Genomic DNA, 11,953 nt, shown 5'->3' on the forward strand with positions numbered 1-11,953 from the left:
CCCCGGCGGCTGTGCCGCCGGGGTGGCAGTCACGTCAAAACGCACCGGTTAACCGGGCGGCCAAGTCACCGCAGCGTCAAGCAAACGTGCCGGTGGCACGTTTGTAGCGTAGGCCCCGGCGGCTGTGCCGCCGGGGTGGCAGTCACGTCAAAACGCTGAGATTAACCGGGCGGCCAAGTCATATCCCGTCCCGCCAGCACGTGGAAGTGCAGGTGGTGGACGCTCTGACCGGCCTGCTCGCCGCAGTTGGACACCACCCGGAAATCGGTGATGCCCAGCTCACGGGTCACCTGGGAGATCACCGCGAAGATGTGGGCTACCACGGCGGAGTTTTCCGGGGTGATCTCCCCGCAGGAGCCGATGTGGGCCTTGGGGATCACCAGGAAATGGGTGGGCGCCTGGGGGTCGATGTCGTAAAAGGCGAAGCACTGCTCGTCCTCGTAGACCTTCTTGGACGGGATCTCGCCTGCCGCGATCTTGCAGAACAGACAATCGCTCATGGGAACACCTCCTTTTTCTCTATTTTATACCAATTTGCCCGCCGGGGCAAGCAAAACGCGCGGGGGCCGTCCATGGCCCCCGCGCGCTGCGGTCAGATAAACTGGTTGCGCCCGGCGTCGTAGTGATAGCCCACGGCGTCCAGGGTCTTGGTCAGCCCGCCCACATCGGCGGACAGGTCCTCACACAGCTCCTCCAGGCTGCCGTACTGGTCCCGGAGCTTGGTATTCACATAGCTGAGCAGGATATAGGGGTCCTGAGGCAGATTCATCTTACAGCCCCAGCTTCTCGGCCACGAAGTTGTCCACCTTGGCCAGCGCGTCGTCCAGCTTGAGCAGGTCGGAGCCGCCGCCCATGGCGGAGTCGGGCTTGCCGCCGCCCTTGCCGCCGCAGCAGCAGCACACCTGCTTGACCAGATCGCCGGCCTTCAGGCCCTGAGCCACTGCATCCTTGCCGCAGACGGCCAGGAAGGTGATCTTGCCGTCGTTGACGGCGGAGAGAACGGCCACGATGTTGGGCTGCTTGTCCCGCAGCATGTCGCCCATCTGGCGCAGCTTCTGGGCATCGGCCTCGGGCAGGGTGGCGGTGAGGACCTTCAGATCGCCCACGGTGTGGCCGCCCATCAGGAAGCGCTCGGTCTCACCGGCGGCCTCCTTGGCCTTGAACTTCTCCACCATGTGGCGCAGCTCCCGCAGCTCGGCGATGGTCTGCTCGGCCTTCTCCCGCAGCTCGCTGGGCTTGGTCTTGAGGACCGCCGCGGCCTCGAACAGCTTCTGCTGGTTCTGGTTCATGATCTTCAGGGACTGGGCGCCGGTGGTGGCCTCGATGCGGCGCACGCCGGAGGCCACGGAGAACTCGCTCTCAATGTGGAACACGCCCACCTTGGCGGTGTTGTCCAGGTGGGTGCCGCCGCAGAACTCCACGGAGTAGCCCTCGCCCATGTCCACCACCCGGACGGTGTCGCCGTACTTCTCGCCGAACAGGGCGATGGCGCCCCGCTTCTTGGCTTCCTCGATGGGCAGCACATCGGTGTGGACGTCGTAGCCCTCCAGCACCGCCTCGTTGACCATGGCGGACACCTGGCCCAGCTCCTCGGCGGTCAGGGCGGAGAAGTGGGTGAAGTCGAAGCGCAGCCGGTCCTCCTCCACCAGGGAGCCGGCCTGATGGACGTGGTCGCCCAGCACGGTGCGCAGGGCCTTGTCCAGCAGGTGGGTGGCGGAGTGGGCGCGCATGACGGCCTTGCGGCGCTTGACGTCGATGGCGGCGGAGACGGTGTCGCCCAGCTTGAGGGCGCCGCCGGCCAGCTTGCCGTAGTGCATATACTTGCCGCCCTTGTTCTTCTGCACGTCGGTGACGGTAAAGACAGCGCCGCCGGCGGTGATGGTGCCGTGGTCGGCCACCTGGCCGCCCATCTCAGCGTAGAAGGGGGTCTTGTCCAGCACCACGATGCCCTCCACGCCGGGCATCAGCTCCTCGGCCTGCTCGTTCTCCACCACCAGGGCCACCACCTTGGCGTCGTCGATGGCGGTGTTGGCATAGCCAACGAACTCGGTCTCGGGCACGTCCTTGCCGAACTCCACGCCGGCCCAGCCCAGGTCGCCCAGAGCCTCGCGGGCCTTGCGGGCGCGCTCCTTCTGCTCCTGCATCAGCTTCTGGAAGGCGGCCTGATCCACGCTCATGCCCTGCTCCTCCACCATCTCGATGGTCAGGTCGATGGGGAAGCCGTAGGTGTCGTACAGCTTGAAGGCGTCGGCGCCGGAGAAGACGGTCTCGCCCTTGGACTTGTGCTCCTCCAGCAGCTCAGAGAAGATCTTCATGCCGCCGTCGATGGTGCGGGCGAAGTTCTCCTCCTCGGTGCGGATGACCTTGGTGATATAGTCCTGCCGCTCCCGCAGCTCGGGGTAGTGGCCCTCGTTCTCGTGGATAACGGTGTCGCACACCTCATACAGAAAGGGATCGTTGACCCCCAGCAGCTTGCCGTGGCGGGCGGCCCGGCGGAGCAGGCGGCGCAGCACGTAGCCCCGGCCCTCGTTGGAGGGGAGCACGCCGTCGCAGATCATGAAGGTGGCCGAGCGGATGTGGTCGGTGATGACCCGCAGGGACACGTCCTTGGCGGCGGTCTCGCCGTAGTGGGCGTGGGTGATCTCGCTGACCTTGTTGGTGATGTTCATGACGGTGTCCACGTCGAACAGGGAGGCCACGTCCTGGCACACGCAGGCCAGGCGCTCCAGACCCATGCCGGTGTCGATGTTCTTCTGCTTGAGCTCGGTGTAGTGGTTCTCGCCGTCGTTGTCGAACTGGGAGAACACCACGTTCCACACCTCGATATAGCGGTCGCAGTCGCAGCCCACGGTGCAGCCGGGCTTGCCGCAGCCCCACTTCTCGCCGCGGTCATAGTAGATCTCGGAGCAGGGGCCGCAGGGGCCGGAGCCGTGCTCCCAGAAGTTGTCCTCCTTGCCGAACTTGAAGATGCGCTCGGCGGGGATGCCGATCTCCTCGTTCCAGATCCGGAAGGCCTCGTCGTCGGCGGGGGTGGTCTCGTTGCCGGCGAAGACGGAGGGGTAGAGCCGCTCGGGGTCCAGACCCACCCACTCGGGGCTGGTCAGAAACTCCCAGGCCCAGTGGATGGCCTCCTTCTTGAAGTAGTCGCCGAAGGAGAAGTTGCCCAGCATCTCAAAATAGGTGCCGTGGCGGGCGGTGTGGCCGATGTTCTCGATGTCGCCGGTGCGGATGCACTTCTGGCAGGTGGTCACACGGTGGCGGGGAGGCTCCTGCTCACCGGTGAAGAAGGGCTTCATGGGCGCCATGCCGCTGTTGATGAGCAGCAGGGAGGCGTCGTTCTGGGGGATGAGGGAAAAGCTGGGCAGGCGCAGGTGTCCCTTGGTCTCAAAGAAGGACAGGAACATCTCGCGCAGTTCGTTCAGGCCGTATTTCTTGGGCATGCGATTCAATCTCCTCTTCTGCAAAAAAATAAGCCCCGCCCCCATGTCAGGGGCGGAGCAATGTTGACTCCACGGTACCACCCTGATCTGCGCCGCAAGGGCGCATCTCATTGCATCCGGTAACGGGGATGATTCGTCCCGGTCCTCCCGGGCGGCTCAGAAGTGGCTTGCGGACCCGTATCGCGGAGGGCTTGCACCATCCCCTCTCGCTGAACGCGGCGCGATCCGCTTGGTTTCGTCATGGCCTTTAGCTGTACCATTCTATCACATTTTTCGCCGTTGTCAACCGCCTTTTGGGGGAGAACAGGGGCCGGACGATCAGAGAAAGGATTCCAGGCAGTAGAGCAGGTTCCGCTCCGCGTCCCAGAAGAAGAGGATCTCGCTGTTGTCCTCCTTGGCGCGATACCAGTTGGAACAGTTGTCATAGTCGGGGCGGTATTCCGAGGGGACCTCGATCTGGTCCAGCCAGGCCTCGGCGGCCTGGGTGAAGCTGTCATAATAGAGGGTCTCCCGGTCCACGCTGCCCCAGGCGAACATCTGGTCGATGTAGTCCTCGTACTGATAGGAGAAGACATGGTAGCGGATGCCGTCCCCCAGAAAACTGGGGCCGGAATCCTTTTCGTAAGACAGAGCGGGGCGGGCCAAAAAGGGGATGGAAATGCCCCAGTTCAGGCGGATCGTAAAGGTGTAGCCGGACAGCAGCAGCCAGCCGATCCCTCCCGCCAGCAGCAGCAGGCACACAAGGCCGGTCAAAAGGAGCGGTTTACGTTTCATCCAAATCCTCCTTTACTCGGTGGGGCAGCAGGGACCCCAAACAGAACAGCAGCGGCGGCAGCAGCCCCGCCAGGAACATGCACAGGTACCACAGCGAAAGAAACGAGGCACCGGCAAGAGAACTCTCCAGAGGGACGCCCAGAGAAAAGCTCAGGGCGGTCAGCATGAGCATAAACGAGGGACAGGCCAGAAAGTAGGTGCTCAGCAGCATCAGAAAGCCTACATTGCACACCGGGGAGAGTGGACAGATAAACAGCAGCCATCCGCCAAAGGCCCAGCCCCAGGCGAACAGGGCGGGATACAGGACGGCTTTTACCCCCTGCTTTGGTGTGGGCCGAGTCCAGCCCCGGAGGGCGGCCACCACCCAGCCCGCCGGAACATAAAGGGCCATCATCCACAGCGCCCACAGGGGCGTGGGGAACCGCGTCAACAGCTCAGGCACCAGAAACAGCAGCGGAGCGCAGAGGGCGGTGACCACAAAGTGCCCGGAGGCAAAGCCGCCGAACCGCTGGGCGGGGGAACCGGATGTCTCCATGTTGTGCACCTCCTTGGGGCAAGGGTATCACCGGAAAAGATGAAAGTCAATATAAATTTACTGATATTCAATAAAATTTAAGAAACAAAACGGGCGCGCCGGAGGGCGCGCCCGTAAATGCTCAGCTCGGATTTCGCCAGAGGAGGGCAAAGAGATTGCACTCCCGGCAGGCGGCGGAAAACTTCTGTCCGGTGAAGGCCCAGCACAGGGGCTTGACGGAGGAGAGAAGAAATACGCCCAGCAGACAGCTGGCCAGAATGGCCAGGTAGTAGCCGATCTGCAGGGGGATGGTGTCCACCGCCGGGGTGATCCAGCGGGTCCAGGCCTGCTGCCAGAACTGGATGGCCAGGGGGTGGACCAGATAGACCCCGAAGGACAGTCCGGACAGGCACACCAGCCCCCGGCCGCTGTATCGGCCCTGTCCGTAGGAGCGGACCAGCAGGAACAGGGCGGCGGCCAGCAGGGCGGCGAAGAGGTGCAGATAGCTTTTGATCCGCTCGTCGTATACGCCGGTGCGCTGGCTGAGCCAGGCGGTGCCCGCGGCGATGATGACAAAGCAGACCGCCGCAGATCCCCACAGGGTCCGCCGGGAGGGCAGCCGCTCCAGCCGCTCCAGCCGGGCCCCCAGCAGGAAGTAGCCCAGGTAGCCGCCGATGAAGTCCAGGTTCAGCGTCCAGTGCTGGGTGAGGGCGGTGCGGAGGTTCCCCGTGGGCAGCAGGTCGGTGACCGAGCTCCACAGGATGGTGAACACCAGCCACAGGCCGATGAGGTAGTTCCACTGGCGCGGACTGAGCCCGTCGGCCATGACCTTGAGGAAGGGGGAGATGAGGTACATGGGCACCAGCGCGTACAAAAACCAGTAGGGCACCATGGCGGGGGTGTTGAGCAGGGGGATCAGCTTGTCCAGGGCCGCCTGGGGGCCGGCGAGCAGACCTTCGGCAGCCACCACCACCGCCGACCACACCAGCAGGGGCACCAGCACCTTGGGCAGGCGCTTGGTGAACAGGGTGTGCAGCTCGGCGGTCTTGGGGTGGGCCAGCAGCAGCGCGCCCGAGAGCATGAAAAACAGCGGGACGGCCGCCGTGGCCAGGGAGGAGATCAGGTTGGAGAAGTGCCACAGGGGGGTGCCCAGCTGGCGCAGGGCGCCGGCGGCGGTGTGGAGGTAGACCACGCCCAGCATGGAGGCCACCCGCAGCAGGTCGTAATCCCAGCGGCGGCCCGCTCCGGCGCTCACAGGCCCACCGCCTTTCGCCGCAGCAGGGACAGGGGCGGGGCGTAGCAGGGCAGGCGCAGGGTGAAGGGCATCTGAGGAGTGCGGACCTCGGAACAGGACAGACCCTCCCCGTCCCGCAGCTCCTCCGCCCGGAAGGCGACGGGCCGCAGGCCGGGGCCCACCAGCTCCAGCTCGTCCCCGGCGGAAAACTTGTTGCGCAGGGAGCACAGGGCCGTGCCGTCGGCGGCGCAGGAGGTGACCACCGCCACCACCTGCCAGTCCCGGATGTAACGCGCGTCGGAGGTGTACTGCCCCGGCTGGCCGAAGTAGAAGCCGGTGGAGTAGTGCCGGTGGCTCACCTTCTCCACCTCTTCCCGCCAGACGGGGTCCAGGGGCTGCCCGGCCTTACAGGCGTCGATGGCGTGGCGGTAGGCGGCGGTGACCACGGCGGCGTAGTAGGCGCTTTTGGCCCGGCCCTCGATCTTGAGGGAGTCCAGGCCCGCGTCCATCAGCTCGGGGATGTGGTCGATCATGCACATGTCCTTGGAGTTCATGATGAAGGTCCCGCCCGCATCCTCCCCGATGGGGAAGAACTCGCCCGGGCGCTTTTCCTCCATCAGGGCGTACTTGTACCGGCAGGGCTGGGCGCAGGCGCCCCGGTTGGCGTCCCGGCCGGTCATGTAGTTGGACAGCAGGCATCGACCCGAGTAGCTCACGCACATGGCGCCGTGGACGAAGGCCTCCAGCTCCAGCTCCGGGGGGGTCTTGGCCCGGATCTCCCGGATCTCGTCCAGGGAGAGCTCCCGGGCCAGGATCACCCGGCTGGCCCCCAGCTCATACCAGGCCGTGGCGGCCTGGTAGTTGGAGATGCTGGCCTGGGTGGAGATGTGGGCCTTGAGCTTGGGGGCGTGGCGCTTGAGCAGGGAGAGCACCCCCACGTCGGCCAGGATGACGGCGTCCACCCCCAGCTCCTGGAGGTACTCCAGCCACTGGGGCAGGCGGGCCACCTCGTCATTGCGGGGCATGGTGTTGCACGTGACGTGGATGCGCACGCCACGGCTGTGGCACAGCTCCACCGCCTGGCGCATTTCCTCGGGGGTGAAGTTGCCCGCGAAGGAGCGCATGCCGAAGTCGGTGCCGGCCAGATAGACCGCGTCGGCCCCGTAGGCCAGGGACATGCGCAGGCGCTCCATGTCCCCGGCGGGGGCGAGTAATTCAATGTCCTTGTTATCCATTCTGATACCGCTCCTGAGAGGCTGTAAAGTTCTGCAGCTCACGGTACGTGCGGAAGAAGTGGTGCACTCCGTCGTCGCCCAGAGCATAGTAGTAATACTTGGTGGATTCCGGATAGACCGCCGCCTTCAGCGCGTCGATACCGGGGCTGGCGATGGCCGTGGGAGGCAGGCCGGTGTGGGTACGGGTGTTGTAGGGGGTGTCGGCGTTGACGTCCACCTCGGTGCCGCCGGTGGCGTAGAGGATGGTGGCGTCCACGCCCAGGTAGCCGGCGGTCTCATAGCTGGTGTTCTCCAAGCGGTTGTAGATGACCGAGGAGATGTTCTTTTGGTCGCTGCCGTCGGTCTCCTTCTCGATCATGGAGGCGATGATGACCGCGTCGTTGACCGTGTAGCCCCGCTCGGCGATGTCCTGACGCATTTCATCGGTGAACATCTGGTCAAAGCGCAGGATCATCTTGTTGAGCACGCTCACCGGGTCCTCGCCCATATAGAACTCGTAGGTGTCGGGGAAGAGGTAGCCCTCCAGCCGCTTGGGGTCGCCCAGCTCCAGCACGCCCTGGAGGAAGGAGAACTTGAAGTCGTAGTTGGCCGCGGTGTCCTCCAGCTGCTCCACGGTGGAGACGCCCTTTTCCTCCAGCAGGGCGAAGATCTGAGCCTCCGTCATGCCCTCGGGGATGGTGACGGTGGTGACCATCCGGTTGGCGGAGGAGGAGCCCATGCTGGAAATGAGGGCGCGGTAGTCCATATCGGTGTTGAGTTCATAGGTGCCCGGGGTGATCTTGGCGTCCTCATCCCCGGCGTTGCCCGTCACATGGGTGAGGGAGCAGAAGAGTTTAAAGACGAATTTATATTCGATCAGGCCGCTCTCCTCCAGCTTGTCCGCCACCTGACTGACGCTGTCGCCGGCGTCGATCTCCACCACGGCGGTGAGGGGAGCCTTGTTCAGGGCCAGCACGTCGTTGGCCCAGATCCAGCCCACCCCGGCCAGCAGGGCGGACACGCCCAGTACGAAAATAACATAGATCAAGATCCCCCAGGAGCCCAGGCGCTTTTTGCGCCGGCGTCGGGGGGCGGGACGCCGTTCCCCCTCGCCGCGGGAGGAGGGGGCCACCCGCTTCCCGCCGTGGGAGGAGGATGGGCGGCGACTCTGACTGCGATATTCTTCCTGAGACATTGGTTCAACTCCTAACCGAATAAAAAATGGCCCGCCGCCGGAACCTCTGCCCGACCGGCGGCATAGTATGAGCCAGATCAAGCAAGTGAGGTGAATGAAACGATGTGTGGTAACAACGGTTGGGGCGGCGGCGGCTGCCTGTGGATCATCCTGATCCTGATCATCATCTGCTGCTGCTGCGGCAACGGCGGCAACAGCTGCGGCTGCGGCTGCAACAACAACAACTGCGGCTGCAACGACGGCTGCTGCTGAGCCGTTACGTACACTCCGGAACAGAGCGGGGCCCTGGCGCCCCGCTCTGCGTTGTGTGGCTTTGGGACGGGCCGTACAGCCCGTCTTCTGTGACCACCAGGTCCACCCGGCGGTCGTGGGTCTCCAGTGCCAGGGATTCCGAGAGCAGACAGGCCCGGCACAGCCCCACCGTCCGGCCGGGATAGCCGGCCAGCCAGCGGTCGTAATAACCGCCTCCCTGGCCCAGCCGTCCGCCGGATGGATCAAAGCTCACTCCGGGGACCAGCGCCAGGCTTCGGGCCGTGGGGACCAGAAGGGGACAGGCCTCGTCGGGTTCCAGCATGCCGAAGGGGTGGCGGCGCAGTGGAGTGTCCGGCCCTACGGCCCGGAACTCCATCCCGTGCCCGGGCAGGCAGCGGGGCAGGCCCACCGTGCGTCCCGCGGCCCACAGGGCGGGGAGCAGGCGGGCGGTGTCCGGTTCGCTGCCCATGCCGTGAAAGAGCAGCAGCAGATCGGCCTGACGCCACTGGGGCAGGGCGGTCAGGCGGGCAAAGAGGGCCTCGTCGCTGCTGCGCCGCTGGGCGGGAGAGAGTTCATCCGCCCGCCGGCGCAGGGCGCGGCGCAGCGCGGCCTTCTCAGCCGTGGTAGTGGACGGCATGCTTTACCTGGGCGGCGGCTTCGGCCCCCATCAGGATCTCCACCAGTTTCAGCCCGAAGGCGAAGGAGGAGCCGGCGGCCTCGCCGGTGACGATGTGCCCGTCCACCACCACCGGGGTGCCCTTGTGCACGATGGCCGAGCCCATCTCATCCTCCATGCCCGGATAGCACACGGCATTGCGGCGGTCCAGGATGCCCATGCGGGCCAGAATGGTGGGGGCGGCGCAGATGGCGGCCAGCCAGCGGCCCTGATCCCAGCAGTACTGGATGAGAGCCTGGGCATGGTTGCTGCCCGCGATGGCGGCCACGCCGCCCAGACCGCCGGGCAGCATCAGCATCTGCACGCTGTCCCGGTCCAGCTCGGCCAGTGTGGTGTCGGCGGTCACGGTGATGCCGTGGCTGCCGGTGACCTGGAGGCTGTCCAGACCCACCAGCAGCACCTGGGCCCCGGCCCGGCGCAGCAGGTCGGCGGGGACCAGCGCCTCGCTCTCTTCAAAACCCTTTCCCAGCAGGATCGCGATCATGGTACCAGCACCTTTCTATGTTGATATGATTGGGGCCACCCGGGCCCAGATATCACTGTGGATCTCATCCACGCTGCGCAGGCGGCCCTCGCCGTCCACGCAGGGGATCTTCACCCAGCCCAGACATTCGGCCGCCCGCAGGGCCACCGTGCGGCAGTGGGCCAGGTAGGCGGTGTCCACCTCATGGATGTCACCGGTGGTGTGGGTGGCGGCCTCCCGGCTGCGCAGCAGCTCCACCGCCTGCTCGGTGGGCATGTCCAGGTAGATCACAAGGTCGGGGTACGGCAGACCCAGCTTGCCGCACTCAAAGTCGAACAGCCACTGGAAAAAGCCCTCCCACTCCTCCTGGGGCAGCTTGCCGGCCTGGTGGACGGCGTTGGAGGTGGTGTACCGGTCGGAGAGGATCAGCCCCCCGTTCCGGTAGTAGTCTCCCCACACCTGCTTCCAGGAGGCGTAGCGGTCCACCGCGTAGAAGGTGGAGGCGGCATAGGCGTTCACGTCGGAGGGGTGGGAGCCGAAGGCCCCGCCCAGATACATCCGCAGCAGGGCGGAGGAGGGCTGGTCGTACTGGGGGAAGATCAGCCGCTGAAAGGGATGCTGCTCGGCCTGCATCCGCTGGCAGAGCAGGCGGAACTGGGTGGACTTGCCCGAGCCGTCGGTGCCCTCGAACACGATGAGTTTTCCCGCCATACTCACTTTCCTCCCAGCCGCTGGCCCACGGCGTCCAGAAGCACCAGGGGCAGCTTGGCCATGCGGCCGATGCGCTTGGGCTCCTTGATCAAGCGGTGGAGCCACTCCAGACCCAGCTTCTGGAAGGCCTCCGGGGCCCGCTCCACCACGCCGGCGAACACGTCCAGCGAGCCGCCCAGCCCCACCATCAGGTGGGCACCGGTGGCGGGGCCGTTCTTGACCATCCACAGCTCCTGCTTGGGGGCGCCCAGGCAGACGAACACCACGTCGGCCCCGGCGGCGCGGATGGCCTCCACCACCGGACCGTCATCCTGGAAGTACCCGTCGTGGGTGCCGCAGACGATAAGGCCGGGGTACTTATCCTTCAGGTTGGCGGCGGCCAGCTCGGCCACGCCGGGCTTGGCTCCCAGCAGGAACAGCCGCTTGCCGTGGGCCGCCATCCAGGCGATGAGCCGCTGGGCAAAGTCGATGCCGGGCACCTTGCCCTTGAGCGGGCGGCCCAGGATTTTGGCGGAGTAGACCACGCCTACCCCGTCGGCCAGCACCAGGTCGGCCCCCAGCAGGGCCCGGTGGAAGGTGTCATCCCGCTTGGCGGTCAGCAAAAACTCCGGGTTGGGGGTCACGGCGTAGTGGAACCCGTCGGCCTCCACCAGGGCGGCCCCCGCCGCCGCGGCCTCGTCCAGCGTCAGATTGTCAAACCCGACGCCTAAGATATCTGTTCTCAAGATCTTGTTGCCTCCGATTGGATTCTATCCACAATTTTATGCCATTTTACCATAACGACCGGGAAAAGTCTATGTGGAAAGCGTGGGAAAGCAGGGGGAAAAGATGAAGATTCTGTGAAGAAAACAGGGTTTTTGCAAGATGGCAAAGCCGGACGGCCGTGTTCCTTGGGAACGCGGCCGTCCGGCTTTATAGAGAGAAGGGAAACGCAGGGAAAAAGCGGAACCGTAGGTTACAGGCGTTCACCAGCACTGGGGTCGTCGGGTCGGCTGTCCGCATCCGCCTCGTCGGGAGGCAGGCTTTCCCCGAACATGCGGATCTGGAATTGCAGGTGGGTTTTGGTCCAGGTATGCAGCCACTCCGGTGTCTGGGGATGATCCGTGTCGTCATAGGCCATATAGACGGTGCCGTCCCCGCAGTCCGGGATACCAGTCGGCCTCGTCCATCACGAGATAGCCGGTCAGATCGGAGTAGATGCGGCTCCAGGGCTGCAGATGGTTCTGCACATACCAATTGGCCTGATTGATGCTGTCGCCCACCGTCAGGTCTGTGATAAGCTCGGAAGCGGCGGGAGGTGAAAAGGAGCTGGTGATGCCGTCGGAGATATCTGTATGAAAACGTATTACCACTCAAATTATTTGTTTCGTATGTAAAAAATGTCAAGGCTAACCCAAAAAGCAAAACAAAAATTGTTTACTATATCTACAATTCTGGAAAAACATTGGCAAATAAAACGAAAACTTTTTTGTACTTAGAA

Annotated in this window: 15 protein-coding genes; 1 reads left to right on the plus strand and 14 read right to left on the minus strand. The window is 64.5% G+C overall.

Going from position 1 to position 11,953, the window contains the following annotated elements; translation table 11 throughout:
* Nucleotides 1–161: 161 nt before the first annotated feature.
* The 8 genes from WMO45_RS12750 to mltG form a co-directional block, all read right to left on the minus strand.
* Nucleotides 162–500: a histidine triad nucleotide-binding protein gene (locus WMO45_RS12750; protein ID WP_349141234.1), complete on the minus strand. Its 339-nt coding sequence runs from the start codon at nt 498–500 to the stop codon at nt 162–164.
* A gap of 92 nt (nt 501–592) precedes the next feature.
* Nucleotides 593–769 carry a DUF4250 domain-containing protein gene (locus WMO45_RS12755; protein WP_349141235.1) on the minus strand — a complete coding sequence of 59 codons (177 nt, stop codon included), beginning with the start codon at nt 767–769 and terminating at the stop codon, nt 593–595.
* Nucleotide 770: 1 nt separating this feature from the next.
* Entirely contained in the window at nt 771–3,440 is a 2,670-nt protein-coding gene (alaS, locus tag WMO45_RS12760; protein WP_349141236.1) for an alanine--tRNA ligase, read from the minus strand.
* Nucleotides 3,441–3,758: 318 nt separating this feature from the next.
* Nucleotides 3,759–4,214, minus strand: a complete 456-nt coding sequence (locus WMO45_RS12765; RefSeq protein ID WP_349141237.1) for a hypothetical protein — start codon at nt 4,212–4,214, stop codon at nt 3,759–3,761.
* Nucleotides 4,204–4,749, minus strand: coding sequence for a hypothetical protein (locus WMO45_RS12770; protein WP_349141238.1), 546 nt, complete (start codon nt 4,747–4,749; stop codon nt 4,204–4,206). The genes WMO45_RS12765 and WMO45_RS12770 overlap by 11 nt, the downstream gene beginning before the upstream one ends.
* Before the next feature lie 121 nt (nt 4,750–4,870).
* A complete protein-coding gene (locus WMO45_RS12775) occupies nt 4,871–5,983 on the minus strand; it encodes an acyltransferase (RefSeq protein WP_349141239.1) in 1,113 nt (370 codons plus the stop codon).
* The gene (locus WMO45_RS12780; RefSeq protein ID WP_349141240.1) at nt 5,980–7,197 is read right to left on the minus strand and encodes a peptidase U32 family protein; all 1,218 of its coding nucleotides are present in this window, start codon (nt 7,195–7,197) and stop codon (nt 5,980–5,982) included. Before WMO45_RS12780 ends, WMO45_RS12775 begins: the two co-directional genes overlap by 4 nt.
* Nucleotides 7,190–8,371 carry an endolytic transglycosylase MltG gene (gene mltG / locus WMO45_RS12785; protein ID WP_349141241.1) on the minus strand — a complete coding sequence of 394 codons (1,182 nt, stop codon included), beginning with the start codon at nt 8,369–8,371 and terminating at the stop codon, nt 7,190–7,192. The genes WMO45_RS12780 and mltG overlap by 8 nt, the downstream gene beginning before the upstream one ends.
* A gap of 102 nt (nt 8,372–8,473) precedes the next feature.
* On the opposite strand from mltG, the gene WMO45_RS12790 reads away from it, so the two are divergent.
* A complete protein-coding gene (locus tag WMO45_RS12790; protein WP_349141242.1) occupies nt 8,474–8,623 on the plus strand; it encodes a hypothetical protein in 150 nt (49 codons plus the stop codon).
* Between the two features lie 4 nt (nt 8,624–8,627).
* On the opposite strand, the gene WMO45_RS12795 is transcribed toward WMO45_RS12790, so the two are convergent.
* The 6 genes from WMO45_RS12795 to WMO45_RS12820 form a co-directional block, all read right to left on the minus strand.
* A complete protein-coding gene (locus WMO45_RS12795) occupies nt 8,628–9,260 on the minus strand; it encodes a 5-formyltetrahydrofolate cyclo-ligase (protein WP_349141243.1) in 633 nt (210 codons plus the stop codon).
* Nucleotides 9,238–9,783, minus strand: a complete 546-nt coding sequence (locus tag WMO45_RS12800) for a DJ-1 family glyoxalase III (RefSeq protein WP_349141244.1) — start codon at nt 9,781–9,783, stop codon at nt 9,238–9,240. The genes WMO45_RS12795 and WMO45_RS12800 overlap by 23 nt, the downstream gene beginning before the upstream one ends.
* Nucleotides 9,784–9,798: 15 nt before the next feature.
* Nucleotides 9,799–10,473 carry a dTMP kinase gene (locus WMO45_RS12805; RefSeq protein WP_349141245.1) on the minus strand — a complete coding sequence of 225 codons (675 nt, stop codon included), beginning with the start codon at nt 10,471–10,473 and terminating at the stop codon, nt 9,799–9,801.
* Between the two features lie 2 nt (nt 10,474–10,475).
* The gene (locus WMO45_RS12810) at nt 10,476–11,198 is read right to left on the minus strand and encodes a WecB/TagA/CpsF family glycosyltransferase (RefSeq protein ID WP_349141247.1); all 723 of its coding nucleotides are present in this window, start codon (nt 11,196–11,198) and stop codon (nt 10,476–10,478) included.
* 230 nt (nt 11,199–11,428) lie between these two features.
* Complete coding sequence (locus tag WMO45_RS12815) at nt 11,429–11,593, minus strand: hypothetical protein (protein ID WP_349141248.1); 165 nt, start codon at nt 11,591–11,593, stop codon at nt 11,429–11,431.
* On the minus strand, nt 11,583–11,825 hold the full coding sequence (locus WMO45_RS12820) for a hypothetical protein (protein WP_349141250.1): 243 nt from the start codon (nt 11,823–11,825) through the stop codon (nt 11,583–11,585). The genes WMO45_RS12815 and WMO45_RS12820 overlap by 11 nt, the downstream gene beginning before the upstream one ends.
* Nucleotides 11,826–11,953 lie beyond the last annotated feature (128 nt).

The organism is Flavonifractor hominis (assembly GCF_040095835.1).
In the GTDB taxonomy this organism is placed as follows: Bacteria; Bacillota; Clostridia; order Oscillospirales; family Oscillospiraceae; genus Flavonifractor; species Flavonifractor hominis.